This window comes from Polynucleobacter sp. TUM22923 (assembly GCF_030295705.1).
In the GTDB taxonomy this organism is placed as follows: Bacteria; Pseudomonadota; Gammaproteobacteria; order Burkholderiales; family Burkholderiaceae; genus Polynucleobacter.
Genome location: NZ_AP027274.1, coordinates 71,030 through 88,975, shown reverse-complemented (window position 1 = coordinate 88,975; position 17,946 = coordinate 71,030). Strand labels below are relative to the sequence as shown.

Genomic DNA, 17,946 nt, shown 5'->3' with positions numbered 1-17,946 from the left:
AGTTTTCTTTTCTGACTGTCTATATGTATTGGTTAACTTACTTACGCAGCAACTGTTTTGTTTTGCGCTTTTTCCCATAACTCACCTAAGGCACGCTTGTACTCAGTAGGCAGCACCTTCACAAAACGACTGCGCGCATTATCCCAATCCGCTAAAAGGACTTTTGCGCGCTCGGAACCCGTGTGACGGAAATGGCGCTCAATCAAGTTCTTCAAAATTTGCTCATCGGTCAAACGCTCACCACCATCCTTCACATCAACAGGAGCATGCCACTGAGACTGAGGCATATCAGCAATTTGCTCTGCAGAGGGCAGTACTTTGTGCAGGCTGGCCATACTAGTATTGCAGCGCTTTTCGAATAAACCATCTTCGTCATACACGTAAGCAATACCCCCACTCATACCAGCAGCAAAGTTACGCCCAGTTGCGCCGAGAACGACTACGGTTCCACCTGTCATATATTCGCAACCGTGGTCGCCAGTGCCTTCTACAACAGTAGTCGCACCTGAGTTACGCACTGCAAAACGCTCGCCAGCAACGCCATTAAAGAATGCTTCGCCACTAATCGCGCCGTACAGGACGGTATTACCCACAATAATATTCTTCGCCGTATCGCCACGGAATTCATGTGGTGCACGCACAATGACACGTCCACCAGATAAGCCCTTGCCAACATAGTCATTACCATCACCCACTAAATCTAGCGTGATGCCGTGGGCTAGAAATGCTGCAAAGCTTTGTCCAGCAGTACCGTTCAATTGAATATGAATCGTGTCATCAGGCAAACCAGCATGGCCATAACGCTGAGCTACTTCACCAGAAAGCATCGCGCCCACTGTACGGTTCACATTCTTTACCGGAACGATAAAGGAAACTTTCTCGCCACGTTGAATTGCAGGCTCGCTCTTCTCGATCAAAATATTATCCAAGGCACTGCCCAAGCCATGCTCTTGAGTGAGGATCTGATAGCGAGGTGCATCAGCAGCGACCTGTGGCTCAGCAAAAATCTTACTGAAATCCAAGCCATGGGTTTTCCAGTTATCGATCCCCTTAAGGGTATCTAAGAAGTCAACTCGCCCAATCAAATCATCGAACTTGCGAATACCCAGTTGCGCCATAATTTCGCGCACTTCTTCAGCAATAAAGAAGAAGAAGTTCACTACGTGCTCTGGCTTACCAGAGAACTTTTTACGCAATTCTGGATCTTGAGTAGCAACACCCACTGGACAAGTATTAAGGTGACACTTGCGCATCATGATGCAACCTTCAACTACTAGTGGGGCTGTTGCAAAACCAAATTCATCTGCGCCCAGTAATGCGCCAATGACGACGTCACGCCCGGTCTTCATCTGACCATCGGCCTGAACACGAATACGACTACGCAAACCGTTCAGTACTAAAGTTTGCTGGGTTTCTGCTAAACCCAACTCCCATGGAGATCCTGCATGCTTAATGGAGGATAGTGGTGAAGCACCAGTACCACCGTCATGCCCAGCAATCACAACGTGATCTGCTTTTGCCTTAGCAACACCGGCTGCAATAGTGCCGACACCGACCTCAGAAACAAGCTTGACTGAAATATCAGCTGCAGGGTTCACGTTCTTTAAATCATGAATTAACTGCGCAATATCTTCAATGGAATAAATATCATGGTGAGGTGGCGGAGAAATCAAGCCAACACCAGGAACAGAAAAGCGCAGCTTGCCAATGTAATCGGAAACCTTGCCGCCTGGTAATTGACCACCTTCGCCTGGCTTGGCACCTTGCGCCATTTTGATCTGAATTTGATCAGCAGAACGCAAGTATTCCGTTGTTACGCCGAAACGACCTGAAGCCACCTGCTTAATTTTGGAGCGTAATGAATCGCCATCCAATAAAGGGATGTTCGCTTCCACAACATCACTACCCAAAATACTCGCTAAGGTTTCTCCTTTTTTAATTGGAATACCCTTGAGTTCATTGACGTAACGATTAGGGTCTTCGCCGCCTTCGCCAGTATTCGATTTACCGCCAATGCGATTCATTGCAATCGCTAAAGTAGCATGGGCTTCGGTAGAAATAGAGCCTAAAGACATCGCGCCTGTTGCAAAGCGTTTCACGATTTCTTTTGCCGATTCCACTTCATCCAACGGAATCGCTTTAGCCGGATCCAACTTGAACTCGAATAAACCCCGTAAAGTCATTTGGCGCTTGGTTTGATCGTTTATCAGGTTTGCATACTCTTTGTAAGTTTGATAGCCCTTCTCAATGCCGACGCGGGTTGAGTGCTGCAGCTTCGCAATCGTATCGGGCGTCCACATATGATCCTCACCCCGAATACGGAAAGCATACTCACCACCCGCTTCCAACATATTGGTCAAAACTGGGTCGGCACTAAACGCAGATTGATGCATCCGCAGAGCCTCCTCGGCTACTTCGAATACACCGATGCCGCCCACATTGGATGGTGTGCCCTTAAAGTAATGATCAATCACATCATGATTTAAACCAATCGCTTCAAAGATTTGCGAGCCGGTGTAAGACATGTAGGTAGAGATGCCCATTTTGGACATCACTTTTTGCAAGCCCTTACCAACCGCTTTAACAAAATTCTTAACCGCTTTTTCTGGCGATAAATCACCAGACAGGCCTTTAGCCATTTCGGCCAATGTTTCTAGGGCGAGGTATGGATGAATTGCTTCTGCTCCATAGCCAGCCAAAAGCGCGAAATGATGTGTTTCACGTGCACTGCCAGTTTCAACTACTAAACCAACGCTAGTGCGCAATCCTTTTTCAACCAAGTGTTGATGAATTGCTGAGGTAGCCAACAATGCCGGAATCGCAACGTGCGCCTCGTCAACTTGGCGATCACTCACAATTAAAATGTTGTAACCCGAGCGCACAGCATCTGCCGCTTCTGCACAGAGTGAAGCTAAGCGCGCCTCAATGCCTTCTTTACCCCAAGATGCTGGATAGCAAATATCCAACTCATATGAACTAAATTTGCCGTTGGTGTAGTGCCCAATGTGACGAATCTTTGTGATGTCGTTAAAGTCTAAAATCGGCTGACTTACTTCTAAACGCATTGGTGGGTTGATATTGTTCGTATCCAATAAATTGGGTTTTGGCCCAATAAATGAAACCAAAGACATCACCATATTTTCACGAATCGAATCAATCGGCGGATTAGTTACCTGGGCAAATAATTGCTTAAAGTAATTGTAAAGAGGCTTGTTCTTACTAGAGAGTACAGCTAAGGGACTATCGTTCCCCATTGACCCGATTGCCTCTTCGCCATTCATCGCCATTGGGGCCATGAGATATTTAATATCTTCTTGTGTGTAACCAAAAGCTTGCTGGCGATCTAATAATTTTGCCGCTGGACGAATGCTTGCTTTTTCTTCGATCAAGTCAGCCTTACTGGCATCTACTTCGTCAAGCTTAACGCGTACTGCATCAATCCAACTCTTATAAGGCTTTGCTTTTGACACGGCATTTTTAAGCTCGATGTCATCAATGATGCGCCCTTGCTCCATGTCAATCATGAACATCTTGCCTGGCTGCAAGCGCCATTTTTGAACAATCTTACTCTCAGGAATCGGCAGTACACCGGCTTCAGAACCCATGATGACTAAGTCATCATCCGTTACGTAGTAACGTGCTGGGCGTAATCCATTGCGGTCTAATGTTGCCCCAATTTGACGGCCATCTGTAAATGCCATAGCCGCTGGTCCATCCCATGGCTCCATCATAGAAGCGTGGTACTCATAAAAAGCGCGACGATTTTCGTCCATTAATGCATGCTGCTCCCAGGCTTCTGGGATCATCATCATCATGGCCTGGGCTAATGGATAGCCCGCCATTACCAATAACTCTAAGCAGTTATCAAAGCAGGCCGTATCTGATTGGCCAGGATAAATGAGTGGCCACAATTTCTTCAAATCGTCACCGAGTACTGGAGAGCTAATTGCACCCTCGCGAGCGTTAACCCAATTCACATTACCCTTAACTGTATTGATCTCGCCGTTGTGCGCAATCATGCGATATGGGTGAGCCAATTCCCATGCTGGGAAGGTATTTGTTGAGAATCGTTGGTGCACCAAAGCCAATGCAGAAACCGTACGTGAATCTTTCAAATCCTGGTAATAGGCGCCTACTTGGTTTGCTAATAACAACCCTTTGTACACAATAGTACGGGCTGACATTGATGCCACGAAATATTCTTTGCCATGTTTTAAATGTAAATCCTGAATGGCGTGACTAGCAGTTTTGCGAATGACATAAAGCTTACGCTCTAATGCATCGGTAGTCATGATGTCGCGTCCGCGCCCAATAAAAATTTGACGAATAAATGGCTCTGTCATTCTGACTGTTGGCGACATTGGTAGCTTAACGTCGATTGGAACATCTCTCCAACCCAAAACGACCTGCCCCTCTAAACGTACTGTACGTTCTAGCTCTTGCTCGCAAGCCAAGCGTGAGGCATGCTCTTTTGGCAAGAAAATCATACCGACGCCATATTCACCAAAAGGTGGCAACGCAATTCCTTGCTTCGCCATTTCTTCTCGATACAGCAAATCTGGAGTCTGAATCAGTATCCCAGCGCCATCACCCATTAACGGATCTGCACCCACAGCACCCCGGTGGTCTAAGTTCTCCAGAATCTGTAATCCTTGAGCAACGATCTCGTGGGATTTTTTACCTTTGATATGCGCAACAAATCCTACGCCGCACGCATCGTGCTCATTTTGAGGGTCATAAAGTCCGTGAGCGATGGGGCGAAGTGGTGATTGAATTTGGATAGTCATGATATTTCCGAGCGCCTTTAGTGGCTTGATTACTTTTAGAAGATCAAATATAGGGGAATACCCATGCTGATGCAATAGAAATAAAATCACTCTGTCCCATTTAATTATGGGTTGAACTCCAAAGTGAAATTATAAAAGGGACAGAGTCAGTATCTTGCCGAGGAAAACAGATCTGGTCATACCCCTCTAATACTCTCTAATACTCTCTAAGCCATTGAAATAATTGAAGTTATCTTCTTAGGGCGGCCCCGATGACGAATCTTAGCCTGCTCGGGATTGCTCTTAAAAAGCTTTTGTGCGTAAACATCACTCACCCAGGGCTTTGAGCGTAGCAGGGCTTCTGTAATTTGTTGATCCTCCCAATGGGGGGCGCCTTCCTTTACAAAGGTAGCCCAAGCCATTTGCCTTTCGAAGGGAGTGTTCCCCAATTTCCAAAAGTGCTCATGGTTCACCAACCAAGTTTCGGCAGTCCCACTAATATGCGATCCAAAACTAGTCCAGCTAGATTCCTGTGGACTTGACTCAAATCCCGATCTCACTGGGTTGAGCTCAATGTAACGTTGACACCGCAAAAAATAATCGGGGTCTATCAAGGACGATCGATACCGCCCCTCCCAAATAGTGCCAGAGCGATGTTGCTGCTGATTAAAGTATTGAACATAACGTCGACCCAAAGACTGCATCGTTTTAGCAAGTGAATCAGCATGCTGGGGTGTTATCAAAAGGTGAACATGATTTGGCATCAAAGCAAATGCATGCACGGAGCAAGAAAATTGTTTAGCAGCTTCGCGCAACCAGTCTAAATAGATGCGACGATCAGCATCTTTAAGAAAGATTGTTTCCCGATTATTCCCAAGCACCATCACATGCATTGCTTGGCCAGGAATGATCGTACGCGCCTGTCGTGCCATTACCCTAACGAACTACTGAAGTTCGCGCACCCCATTACCATTGGAAAATTCAGGGATAAACCAGTCGCCGTCCAATTGACTAACGCCTGCAGGTACTTCACGCGTCTGTTGTGGCTCGTCTCGTAGAGCAGTTGCCATATAGGAAGTCCACATAGGCAAAGCAAGACCGCCACCAGTCTCTCGATCACCTAAGCTGGCAGGCTTATCAAATCCAATCCAGGCAATAGCCACCACCTTTGGGTTATATCCTGCAAACCATGCGTCATGAGAGTCATTGGTAGTGCCCGTTTTACCGGCAATGTCACTTCTTCCTAGCTTCGCTCTAGCACTAGCAGCCGTTCCGGTCTTAGTCACTTCTTGAAGCAAGCTATCCATCACAAAAGCGGTGCGCGCATCCAGTACGCGTGTTGCATCTACTTTTGCCTGGGTTGGCTTTGCCTCGAACAAGACAACCCCTTTTGAATCCACCATCTTATTAATTAAGTAAGGATCAATGCGATAGCCGCCATTAGCAAAAACACTGTAAGCAGAAGCCATTTGCAATGGGGTCACTGAACCAGCGCCGAGCGCCATGGTTAAGTAGGGAGGGTGTTTCTCGGCTTCAAACCCAAAGCGTTGAATGTAGTCCTGCGCATAAGAAGGGCCAATAGCGCGAATAATTCGGACTGAGACTAAATTTTTAGATTTGGCCAGCGCATTTCGCAAACGCATCATGCCATCGTACTTGCCGTCATAGTTTTTAGGTTGCCATGCCTGACTACCGGTCTCCATACTTCCAATCGACAGCGGTGCATCGTTGACCATCGTGCTAGGTGAGAAACCTTTTTCAATCGCAGCGGCATAAATGAATGGCTTAAAGGATGAGCCTGGCTGACGCTGTGCCTGCGTTACATGATTAAATTGATTGCGACGAAAATCAAATCCACCTACTAAGGAAAGTATCGCGCCCGTCTCGGCATTCATTGACACAAAGGCTGCCTCTACTTGAGGCAGTTGTGCCAACTTCCAAATTCCACTATCAGATAACAGCCTAATAATTGCACCGGCACGTAAGCGTTTTTTTGGTTGAGTGCTATCTGTCAAGGAGGCTGTAGCCAATTTCATTCCCTCCCCTTTTAGAGTGATAGTGTCCCCAGTTGCGATCATCACTTGCATCTCTTTAGGCTTGACATCGAGCACAACGCCGGACTGCAAATCGTCTAGCTGCGGATGTGCAAGCAGGGCCTCATCAATCGCACGTTGACGCTTGACAGTTTCCTCGGGAAGCTCAATGAATCCCTCGGGGCCGCGATACGCGTGGCGCAGATCGTATTCAAAAATACCGCGACGCACTGCTTTATAAGCCGCATCTTGGTCAGCCTTCAGGATAGTGGTGTAAACATCAATGCCCTGAGAGTAGATTGCCTCACCGTATTGGGTGAACAATAATTGCCGCACCATCTCCGATGGAAAGTCAGCTCTAGTACTGAACTCATTTCCAAGGCCGCGGATGTGCAACTCCTCGGCCATAGCTATTTGATATTGCTCTGGGGTAATGTAGCTTAGGTCTCGCATGCGCTGCAAAATATATTCTTGGCGAATTTTTGCGCGACGGAAATTACTCACTGGGTTATAGGCGGAGGGAGCCTTCGGTAAACCCGCCAGCATCGCAGATTCTGCAATCGAAATATCTTTTAACTCTTTACCAAAATAAATTTGCGCTGCACTAGAAAAACCATACGCTCGCTGACCCAAGAAAATTTGATTCATGTAGATTTCAAGAATCTTGTCTTTACTTAGTTGGGCTTCGATCTCCCAGGCCAGTAACACCTCATAAATTTTCCGGCTAAAGGTTTTTTCATTACTGAGGAAAAAATTACGAGCGACCTGCATGGTGATAGTAGAGGCGCCCTGAGACAAATTGCCTCGCAAGTTCGTTAAGGTGGCTCGCAATATACCAACGTAATCTACTCCGCCATGCGAATAAAAACGGTCATCCTCAATAGCCAAGACTGCATTGCGCATTTTTATCGGAATCTCATTGAGGGGAATGACCTTGCGACGTTCCTCTCCAAACTCACCTATGAGCACCTTATCGGCTGTATAAATTCGTAAGGGAGTTTTAGGGTTGTAATCCACCAAGGCTGAAATCTTAGGCAAATTAGGCTTAGCTATTAAGAAAGCGTAACCCAGCATTAGCATGCACACCACTGCAAATACCATACCCATAATGAGCAATGCTTTCACTAATGGGTTACTGCCTGATGTTGAGCGCCCTACTAGCTGTTGTGTTGAGCGTCGGTCGGGCTGCCGGCTAAATCGCCGATTCAATGGTGGCTTGTCTTGTGGGGGGATTGCCATATTGTCAAATTATAGGGTGCTTGGCTGATCTACTACTGATCTATTACTGATCCACTACTGATCTACTATCAAACTCCACAACCCCTATTAGGAAAATTTGGGGTTCGATTTTCTGACAAGCCATTGCGCATATCCTGATTCTTTTTCTCTTCCCCAGGGAAAACAATATGGCATGCCCCCACGCCAAATCTCCCCCCAATCCTTTGATGACATTTTGAGTGACCTAGGGGATGATCCAGCTATTCCCGACCCCCATGGCATTCGTAAGCCTTCTGCGCCACCAAGACCGCAGCAGGAGTTCGCCAAAAACACAAAATCTACCGCCTTTTGTTTAGAACACCTTCCACTAAAGGACTTCAAAATCAGTCCTTTTTTTCTCTACGCCTGCGCCTTTTTAGCGCTATCAGCTGGTCTCTTTTTGATTTTAGAGTCCAATAAATCCAGCTCTGCAGCAGAATTGGAGCCGCTACAAATTCAATTATCAAGCCTACAAAAACAGTTTGATTTAGCCAAAATAGAACGGGAGCATGATTTAGAGGGCCTTTATGAAGAAATAGACTTATTAGAAGTAAGTATTCACTTGTTAGAGGAAAAAACACCATCATTATCAGCTCAAAACAAAACGCTCCCCATCCCCCATGAGGCGGATCTGCGTCGCTGGAAGTATCTAGGGTTAATTCGCGTAAAGGGTGTTGAGCAGGCTTTTTTTCACAACGGGAAAGCCAGCGTGATGCTGGCTAAGGATGGGCTTGCTTTGGGTGACTGGCGTCTAAGCCAAGCCCAAAAGGAAGGGGCGGTACTAACCCACCCCAAAGGCAAATCGATTACTTTTCAATCGTCCAAACCAGAATGAATTCATTTAAAAAGGCGCGTCTTTTACCCATCCTTTACATCACTATTTTTGTGCTGAGTTTATGCAAAATGTGCCCACTAGCCGCCAAATCTGCTCAATCTGCTCAAGAAATCAGCATCTCATCCGGTCCACAGGATGGGCTTATTAGCCTACAGTTTCATCAAATAGAGCTAACTGCGCTTTTACAAGTGTTGGCTAAAGTGGGCAATACGAACTTTATCTTGAGCGAATCAATTCAAGGCAAGATTACAGTGGATCTAAATGACACCCCCTGGAAAACAGCCTTAGATTCCATTCTGGCAAGTCGCGGACTTCGCTTAGTCAGAAACGGAGGCATTTACTGGATTGGGCCTCACGCAGAAATCCAGAGCTTCCAAAAGTTTCGCAGGGAGGATGCCGCCCTCCCGTTTGGCGGAGACCATATTAATAGTCCTCGTCAGATTCTGATTGAAGCCCGTATTGTTGAGGCAGATCAGCGCTTTGCTCGAGAGCTAGGAGTCAAACTAGGGTATCAAGCTGCAAACGCGAACAACCCCAATCAAAATACCAGCGCTGGGGTAGATTTAGCCGGAACTGGCTTGAATGGCTTTAATCCAGCGACTCTAGCTGCAACCCTCATCTCTAAAAATGCAGCAAGACTCTTACAAATCGAGCTCTCAGCACTGGAATCGGATGGTCAGGGCAAGATTTTGTCCAACCCGCGCATCATGACGGGGGATCAAGTCAAGGCTGTTATCGAGCAAGGTACTGAATTGCCGTATCAAGTGAGTAGCCAAAGCGGTAGTAAATTACAGTTTCGTAAGGCCAATTTACGTTTGGAGGTTTTACCCAAAATTCATCCGGATGGAAAAATATCGATGCTGGTGGGCATCAATAAAGACACGATTGGTATGAAAACCGAGCAGGGCTATGCAATCGATACCAAGAACTTGAGCTCTGAGGTAACGGTTGAGAATGGGGGTACAGCCATTATTGGGGGAATTTTCCAAACCACGGAACGAGAGGATGAGGTGAAGATTCCCCTGCTGGGAGATATCCCTCTGATTGGGCACTTATTTCGGCATAAATCCAAATTAGCAGACAAAACTGAATTATTAGTTTTCTTAACTCCCACTGTTTTAGACAAACCCTAATAAAATCGGAGAGTGAACTCTTCATCAAACAATATTTTTCTGATTGGCCTTATGGGTGCCGGCAAATCCACAGTTGGAAAACTGCTTGCTAAAAAATTAGGGCGCCAATTTTTAGATGCCGATCATGTCATTGAAGAGCGCTGCGGTGTAAAGATCCCGGTCATCTTCGAGATGGAGGGAGAAGAGGGCTTTCGGAGGCGTGAGGCTCATGCCATCAAAGATAGTACTGCTGAACACAATATTATTTTGGCTACCGGTGGTGGTGCGATCTTATTAGCTGAAAATCGACAATTACTGAGCGAGCGGGGCACAGTCATCTATCTACACGCAAGTCCGGTTGAGCTCTGGCATCGGACTAGAGGCGGTGAAGGTAGGCCGCTGCTAAAAAATGGTGATGCTAAAAAAATTCTCGAAAACCTATATGTCATTCGGGATCCCCTCTATCGCGAAATCGCCGACCACATTATTGAAACGGGTAAGCCCAGTGTTAATCAACTGGTTAACACTCTCATTATGCAACTTGAACTTTCTGCCTGAACCCACCCATGAAAACATTAGAAGTTGATCTCGGTAATCGTAGCTACCCTATTCATATTGGTACAGATCTTATTGATCAACCTGAACTCTTTCAGGCTTGTGCAAAAGCCACCTCTATTTTTATAGTAAGCAATACGACCGTTGCTCCCTTGTATGCACAGCGCCTTACCAAAACGTTACAAACACTGGGTAAGCCAGTGAGGACGATTGTTTTACCAGATGGTGAGTCTTATAAGGATTGGAAAAATCTCCAGCTCATTTTTGATGATCTACTTCAATTTGGCGCTGATCGCCAAACCATGTTGGTAGCTCTGGGTGGTGGTGTAATCGGTGATATGACTGGCTTTGCAGCAGCAAGCTTTATGCGAGGCATTCGTTTTATTCAGGTACCAACAACGCTCTTGGCACAAGTTGATTCATCTGTGGGTGGAAAAACAGGGATTAATCACCCACTTGGCAAAAACATGATCGGTGCCTTTCATCAACCTGTAGCCGTGATTGCGGATCTCAATACCCTCAAAACCTTACCGGCACGTGAACTTTCCGCGGGGCTTGCCGAAGTAATTAAGCATGGTGCAATTGCGGATGCTGCCTTCTTAGATTGGATTGAAGTCAATACACAAACTTTATTGGCATGCGATACCCAAGCTATGGCACATGCTGTGCTGCGCTCTTGCGAGATCAAATCCGCAGTGGTTTCGGCTGATGAACGAGAGGGTGGTATTCGTGCCACCCTTAATTTTGGCCATACCTTTGGCCACGCCATTGAAGCTGGCATGGGTTACGGCGAATGGCTTCATGGTGAAGCCGTAGGCTGTGGCATGGTGATGGGCGCTGACCTATCTTGTCGCATGAACTACATCACGCCATCTGAAGTGGCTCGTTTAACCAAGATTATTGAATCTATGAACCTACCAATTAAGCCACCTCAATTGGGTGGGCAGCGTTACATGGAACTCATGCAAGTGGACAAAAAAACTGAAGGCGGGCAAATTCGCTACGTGGTTCTAGAAAAAATAGGTAAGGCAATTATTCAGAGTGCGCCTGAGGTGCTGGTACTTGAAGCCTTAACTGCCGCAGGGGCTGAGATAGGGACTGAGACTGGGGCCGGAGCTCCTTAATGTGATCTCGATGCTTATTTGGCGATTAAGCTTACTTTGATTGCCTGACCTGCTTGAGCACTAGCAAACTCAGATAAGTCACCCAAGAGTTCGCGCCCCGTTTTAGTGTCCAACCAGAGGGGCTGCGCAAGTGATCCAGCCCAACGATAGTGATACCCGCCTGATTTAGCTGCGACCCAGATTTCGTGCAAAGGAGGCTGTGTATTGACAATAATGACACTACGATCCTTAAAGCGGATATTGATGACATTGCCACCTTGACGCTCTACGTCCAGATCTAGATCCAGAGCATCATCTGCCGCCTCTAGTGCTGCCTCGATTGATTGCAACAGATTGCTACCCAGTTGATAAAACTGCTTGTCATCAATGATTTCAGCGCTGGAGTTGTTTGGATTCATATTGGAGTCCTGCATGCTATATTCAATCATTCGTTTTAGAGACATTCATGATAGCGACTCTTATAAGCACTCTCGGCATTAGCCTTTTAATATCCCTTGCAGGGTGTGGGGTAAGAGGACCACTGTATTTACCTAATGTGCCAACGGCTCCAGCTCCACCTTCCGAGTCAGAACCTAAAGGTAAGCTCTACCCACCCCAAAGCCCTACCGCGACTAATTCAACACCGGCCAAGTAATGACAAATAAAACAATTCCCCTTCCAGAGTTAACGGGATTTACAGAACGTGACGGCAGCTGGTTCGCTGAAGATATTCCGCTAGCAGATTTAGCGAAAGAGTATGGAACTCCCCTGTACATCTATAGCAAAAAAGCTTTAACACAAGCCTATCAAGCTTATGACAAGGCCTGTATTGATAACACTGGCAAAAGGCGCGCCCGAGTACATTACGCTATGAAGGCCAATAGCAACTTAGCTGTGATTGATTGCCTTAAAAAACTAGGCGCTGGATTTGATTTAGTCAGTGGTGGTGAGTTGGCGCGTGCACTTGCCATCGGCGCAGATCCCAAAAGTCTAGTATTCGCTGGTGTTGGTAAATCAGCTAGTGAAATTGCTCAAGCATTACAAGCGGGCGTTAAATGCATCAATGTAGAGTCGATTACAGAGCTTCATCAAATCAACCGCGTAGCGACTAAGCTTCATTGTCGCGCCCCCATTTCCTTACGAGTCAATCCAGATGTTGATGCCCAAACACATCCCTATATTTCAACTGGATTAAAGGGAAATAAATTTGGGATTGCCTATCATGAGGTTCTCACAGCCTATAGAGAGGCTGCACTACTGTCACAAATTGATGTGGTCGGAATTGACTGTCATATTGGCTCGCAAATTACTAGCACTGCCCCTTATTTAGATGCTTTAGACAAGGTATTGGAATTAGTTGCCCAATTAAAAAATGAAGGTATTGACATTCACCATTTAGATTTGGGTGGTGGCCTAGGAATTTCTTATGGCGATGATAATCCGCCCGATATTACTGACTTCACTAACATTCTTTTGAACCGTGTTGCAGAGCGTGGCTTTGCCCATTTAGATATAGTGCTGGAGCCAGGAAGATCACTGGTAGGTAACGCCGGCATCCTGCTTACTCAAGTCGAATATCTCAAGCCAGGGGAAGAGAAAAACTTTTGTATTGTAGATGCTGCAATGACTGAGTTAATGCGGCCTGCACTGTATGAGGCTTATCACAGCATTGTTCCCGTAGAAACAAAAAAGGTGGCAAGTGCTACTTATGACGTTGTGGGACCTGTTTGTGAATCCGGGGATTGGCTTGGCAGAGATCGCACCCTCGCAGTTGAGGAAGGTGATTTATTAGCAATCTTATCTGCAGGCGCTTATGGTTTTGTTATGGCCTCTAATTACAACACCAGACCTAAACCAGCTGAAATTATGGTGGATGGTAAAAATGCTTACGTTATTCGTGCACGTGAAAAAACGGCTGGTCTCTTTGCAACTGAGAAAGTCCTGCCGAACTAAATCGGTCAGTCCTGTAATAAAAAAATCCCGCTAACTTAGCGGGATTTTGTTTTGTTGTTCACAGTCTTGATTAACGCAAACCAGCCATGTAATCAGAAACTGCTTTCATTTCTTGATCCGAAAGCTTCGTAGCAATAGAGGTCATCTGACTGCTATTTTTACGAGTGCCTTCTCTAAAAGCCATCAGCTGCGTTGTGCTGTATTCAGCCCATTGCCCGCTTTGACGTGGATATTGTGACGGTATACCGGCACCATTTGGACTATGGCAACCAGCACACGCAGCAACACCTTTAGAAGCAATGCCACCACGATAGATGCTTTGGCCCAATTCAATCGTCTCTTTATTTTGAGCGACGCCTAAAGAAGGCTCTTGTTTGACTAAATAAGCAGAAATATTGTACATATCCTGCTCTGTCAAGGCAGCAGACATACCGGCCATCACTGCGTTTGCACGGGTACCGTCTTTATAGTTCTTGAGTTGCTTCGTGATGTACGCCGCATGCTGAGCAGCTAGCTTAGGCCATGCGCCTGAAGCACTCTTCCCATTAGCCCCATGACAACCTACACAGGCCACTACGCCACGGCTAGGATCGCCATTTGAGTACAGGGCTTCCCCTGCTGCAGGATCCGCTTTTGGCTTACCTGGGACCACGGGCTTAGCTGCTGGAGCCTCAGCCATTGGTGCCATAGCAGTCGCTGAGGCAGGATCTGCTGCATTTACTAAGCCAGAAAAACCGGTCATAGTTATAAAAAAGCCAACTGCTAAGCTAGCGCTAAAGCTAGTTAATTTGGAGATTTCAGAGGATTGACGCATTATGTTTACCTTGGCAAAAATTCTTCATCAGTGTTTGGGCCCTACTTTTACAACCCTTTACCCAACACCATGAAATATATTTCATAGTTTTGCGTGATTTTACAATAGCTTCTGAATATGTCTAAACTCTTCCAAGCCCGTTTCGCGACCACAGTCAACGACACCCATTGCCTACCCGCTACCCCGTTGAGGGAGGTGGCTTTTGCTGGGCGCTCAAATGCCGGCAAATCCAGCGCTATTAATGTGCTTTGCAATCAAAAAAGACTCGCTTTTGCCAGTAAAACACCGGGTCGTACCCAACATATCAATTATTTTGGCCTTTTTGCCAAAGACGATCTATTGGCTTATTTAGTGGATTTACCAGGTTATGGCTATGCAGCGGTAAATCATGACACAAAGTATCACTGGAACGCCCTTCTCAGTGATTATTTGCAAGAGCGTGAGCAACTGGTAGGCATGGTGCTCATTGTCGACTCTAGGCGCGGAATTACCGAGCTCGATGAGCAAATGATTCAGTGGTTTGTCCCGACTGCTAAGCCGATTCATATTTTGCTTAGCAAGTGTGACAAGCTCAATAAAAGCGAATGTAAACATACCCTTGAAGCAGTTCGTAAGCAATTGCAGCAATACGACCCCAATCTTCCAGAAGGCACAGGCGAGTCTGAACGACTGACGGCACAATTATTTTCTAGTACAAAGCGAATTGGGCTTGAAGAGGCCGACAATATTGTTCTTAAATGGTTATTTGATGCAGAGATCACAAAAGATGACATCCCAAGCTAATACTTTCCTGAATTTTCCTGCCCACCGTCCGCGTCGCATGCGACGTGAAGATTGGTCACGGCGCATGATGCAAGAAAATGTACTTACCGTAGATCATCTGATCTATCCCGTCTTCTTATTGGAAGGCACTCAAAAATCGCAAGCTGTTGCCTCGATGCCAGGCGTTCATCGCATGTCATTAGATTTACTTTTTCCGATTGCACAAGAATGTGTCACATTAGGCATTCCAGTGATGGCCCTCTTCCCCGTTATCGATGCTGCCTTAAAAACACCCGATGGAAAAGAAGCATTTAATCCCAATGGGTTGATACCTACTGCAGTTCGTGAACTCAAAAAGCGCTTTCCTCATTTAGGCATCATGACTGATGTTGCTCTTGATCCGTACACTAGTCACGGCCAAGATGGCATCTTAAATGAGCAAGGTCACATCCTAAATGATGAAACATCTGCCGTTTTAGTTCAGCAAGCAATCACTCAGGCACAGGCAGGTGTTGATATTGTGGCTCCCTCAGACATGATGGATGGTCGCATTGGAAAAATTCGCGAAGCCCTTGAGAGCCATCAACTCATACACACTCGCATCATGGCTTACTCGGCTAAATATGCATCTGCTTTTTATGGTCCATTTCGAGATGCCGTGGGCTCTTCAACCCATTTAGGCAAGGCAGATAAAAAGACTTATCAAATGGATTGTGCCAATGGGGATGAGGCTTTGCGGGAGATTGCTTTAGATATTAGCGAAGGTGCGGACATGATAATAGTCAAGCCTGGAATGCCCTATCTGGACATCGTACGTAGAGCAAAAGAGGCGTTTAATTACCCCACTTATGCCTATCAAGTGAGTGGTGAATACGCCATGCTCAAGGCAGCTGCGCAAAATGGATGGCTTGATCACGATGCAGTCATGATGGAATCATTGCTTGCATTTAAGCGTGCAGGCGCAAATGGAATCCTGACTTATTTTGCCCTTGATGCTGCCCGTCTTTTAAAGGAAATAAAGTAAGGCATCGCCAGCATTTAGCTTTTAGCTTTTGCCTTTGCTTTACGCTCATGATTCATTACTGATTTTCAAGGGCCTTTTTAAGACGCTCCTCAAATCGTTGTGGTGGCATATAGCCAATCACGCGCTGATCTTTTAATTCAACTGAATTCAGGTTGAATAACAAAATTCCGGGCGGCCCAAATAATCCAAAACGCTTTAAGAGTGCCTGATTGTCAGCGCTATTTTTTGTCACATCCGCCTGAATCAAAATAAATCTCTCGAGCTCCAGGTTTACATCAGGGTTCGCAAATGTATTGACTTCCATCTCCTTACAAGAGATGCACCAGCCTGCATAAAAATCGAGTAGCACTGGCTTTTGTAGCTCCTTCGCTTGCGCTAAAAGCTGATCTAACTGCGCACTAGTTTCAATTACAGAAAAGTGCGCATTGCCTATTACGTGTTGACGCTGTCCGTTAGCGCTAAGTTTGGTGAGCGGTGCGCTGCTATCCTGCCACAATGGTGATGCAATCCAGGCTGCCGTTGCTACCAACAAGACACCAAGCGTCCTTTGCAACCAAATCATCCAAATACCCGTTGACGGGATCAGATTACGTGCTTCCACTGCAATAAAGAGCAAGGGTAGGCCCATGCCCAAAGCCATGACAAATAGCAATCCAGCCCCCAAACTCATGGATCCTGTTTGGGCAATAAATGTTAGTACTCCAGCTAAGGGAGCAGTAATGCAAGGGCTTGCTACTAAAGTCGAAATACCGCCTAATGCAAACGCACCCACAATACTTCCGCCTTTTTGCCGCCCTGCCAGTTTATCTATCTGTTGATGCCATGTTTGCGGCAATCTAAGCTCATACAGACCAAATAGGCTGCCCGATAGGGCTAGGAGCAATAAAGCAAATGTAGCCAGTGCTATTGGGCTCTGCAAGGCCCTTTGAACACTTCCCCCTAGGGCTGCCATCAACACACCGGCTGCGGCATATACCAATGCCATACCTAAAACATACGCAAGCGCTAATGCACTAGCTCGACGCTTTGAAGCTGGCTTTCCACCTTGAGATCCAAAGATGATGCTAGAAAGAATGGGTAGCATTGGCAGCACACAGGGTGTAAATGCCAATGCAAGGCCTAAAATAAAAAATGCCAAAAATAAATAAGCTAATGGAGTGCTTTCCAAAAATCGGCCAATAGTATTGACATCATCCCGCTCTCGCCATAAATCCATTAACCCTAACTTTGGCTTTAGATCGGCACTAGCCAATCCTTCTGTTATTTCAGGCAATGGGCCAGCTTTAACGCCCGGCCCTGCGAGTAAGAAGCGTAGCGTCATTGGTGGGTAACAAATGCCGGCTTCGGCACAACCCTGCAATTGAACATGAATATTAATTGCCTCACCATTTTGAGGTTTTATATCTAGCAACGCCGTAAAGGGTTGCTTGTATACCTGCAGTCTTTTTTGGAAAGTCTCATCAAATTTTTCAATGCCCAGGGGTAATGCTGGCTTAAGGCTAACAAGCATATCTTCTTGATTACCCGCCTGAAACTTTAAAGATTCTTTATATAAGTAATACCCTTTTGCGGGCGCAAACTTTATTTCTATCTGACGAGCATTTTCTAGCCAACTAGCCTCGACTAAAAAGGCTTTTTCAGGGGGCAAAAAATCAGGGGCGCTGACTGCTTGGCTCGCAAAGAGAAAAGAAGTGGCAAAAAAGAGGATGAGATGTTTAATGAATTGCATAAG

The 17,946-nt window shown here is 46.1% G+C and carries 14 protein-coding genes; 8 read left to right on the top strand and 6 right to left on the bottom strand.

Translation table 11 applies throughout. The annotated features are described in order from the left end of the window. Window positions 1-41 precede the first annotated feature (41 nt). The 3 genes from QUD86_RS00500 to QUD86_RS00490 form a co-directional block, all read right to left on the bottom strand. On the bottom strand, window positions 42-4,787 hold the full coding sequence (locus QUD86_RS00500) for a glutamate synthase-related protein (protein ID WP_286297231.1): 4,746 nt from the start codon (window positions 4,785-4,787) through the stop codon (window positions 42-44). A 206-nt stretch (window positions 4,788-4,993) separates the two neighbouring features. Then, window positions 4,994-5,698, bottom strand: coding sequence for a transposase (locus tag QUD86_RS00495; protein ID WP_286297228.1), 705 nt, complete (start codon window positions 5,696-5,698; stop codon window positions 4,994-4,996). A 12-nt stretch (window positions 5,699-5,710) separates the two neighbouring features. Next, window positions 5,711-8,038 (bottom strand): penicillin-binding protein 1A, encoded by a 2,328-nt coding sequence (locus tag QUD86_RS00490; RefSeq protein ID WP_286297225.1) that lies wholly within the window; start codon window positions 8,036-8,038, stop codon window positions 5,711-5,713. Between the two features lie 172 nt (window positions 8,039-8,210). Between QUD86_RS00490 and QUD86_RS00485 the strand changes: the two genes are divergently transcribed. The 4 genes from QUD86_RS00485 to aroB are packed head-to-tail and all read left to right on the top strand — an operon-like array spanning window position 8,211 to window position 11,682. Continuing rightward, complete coding sequence (locus tag QUD86_RS00485; protein WP_286297223.1) at window positions 8,211-8,891, top strand: hypothetical protein; 681 nt, start codon at window positions 8,211-8,213, stop codon at window positions 8,889-8,891. Next, window positions 8,888-10,024, top strand: a complete 1,137-nt coding sequence (locus QUD86_RS00480; protein WP_286297222.1) for a secretin GspD/PilQ domain-containing protein — start codon at window positions 8,888-8,890, stop codon at window positions 10,022-10,024. The genes QUD86_RS00485 and QUD86_RS00480 overlap by 4 nt, the downstream gene beginning before the upstream one ends. A 12-nt stretch (window positions 10,025-10,036) precedes the next feature. Next, complete coding sequence (locus QUD86_RS00475; protein ID WP_286297220.1) at window positions 10,037-10,561, top strand: shikimate kinase; 525 nt, start codon at window positions 10,037-10,039, stop codon at window positions 10,559-10,561. Between the two features lie 8 nt (window positions 10,562-10,569). Continuing rightward, the gene (gene aroB, locus QUD86_RS00470; RefSeq protein WP_286297216.1) at window positions 10,570-11,682 is read left to right on the top strand and encodes a 3-dehydroquinate synthase; all 1,113 of its coding nucleotides are present in this window, start codon (window positions 10,570-10,572) and stop codon (window positions 11,680-11,682) included. Between the two features lie 14 nt (window positions 11,683-11,696). Here the strand turns inward: aroB and cyaY are convergent, their stop codons facing one another. After that, on the bottom strand, window positions 11,697-12,125 hold the full coding sequence (gene cyaY, locus QUD86_RS00465; protein WP_502928870.1) for an iron donor protein CyaY: 429 nt from the start codon (window positions 12,123-12,125) through the stop codon (window positions 11,697-11,699). 2 nt (window positions 12,126-12,127) lie between these two features. On the opposite strand from cyaY, the gene lptM reads away from it, so the two are divergent. After that, window positions 12,128-12,316: an LPS translocon maturation chaperone LptM gene (gene lptM / locus QUD86_RS09500; protein ID WP_353506534.1), complete on the top strand. Its 189-nt coding sequence runs from the start codon at window positions 12,128-12,130 to the stop codon at window positions 12,314-12,316. Next, on the top strand, window positions 12,316-13,614 hold the full coding sequence (gene lysA / locus QUD86_RS00460; RefSeq protein WP_286297214.1) for a diaminopimelate decarboxylase: 1,299 nt from the start codon (window positions 12,316-12,318) through the stop codon (window positions 13,612-13,614). Before lptM ends, lysA begins: the two co-directional genes overlap by 1 nt. Window positions 13,615-13,684: 70 nt before the next feature. Here lysA and QUD86_RS00455 read toward each other — a convergent pair whose 3' ends face one another. Beyond that, entirely contained in the window at window positions 13,685-14,356 is a 672-nt protein-coding gene (locus tag QUD86_RS00455; protein WP_502928885.1) for a c-type cytochrome, read from the bottom strand. Between the two features lie 189 nt (window positions 14,357-14,545). Between QUD86_RS00455 and yihA the strand changes: the two genes are divergently transcribed. Then, window positions 14,546-15,211: a ribosome biogenesis GTP-binding protein YihA/YsxC gene (gene yihA / locus QUD86_RS00450; RefSeq protein WP_286297211.1), complete on the top strand. Its 666-nt coding sequence runs from the start codon at window positions 14,546-14,548 to the stop codon at window positions 15,209-15,211. Continuing rightward, entirely contained in the window at window positions 15,195-16,214 is a 1,020-nt protein-coding gene (hemB, locus tag QUD86_RS00445; protein ID WP_286297208.1) for a porphobilinogen synthase, read from the top strand. The genes yihA and hemB overlap by 17 nt, the downstream gene beginning before the upstream one ends. A gap of 55 nt (window positions 16,215-16,269) precedes the next feature. Here the strand turns inward: hemB and dsbD are convergent, their stop codons facing one another. After that, on the bottom strand, window positions 16,270-17,943 hold the full coding sequence (dsbD, locus tag QUD86_RS00440; RefSeq protein ID WP_286297206.1) for a protein-disulfide reductase DsbD: 1,674 nt from the start codon (window positions 17,941-17,943) through the stop codon (window positions 16,270-16,272). Between the last annotated feature and the right edge of the window lie 3 nt (window positions 17,944-17,946).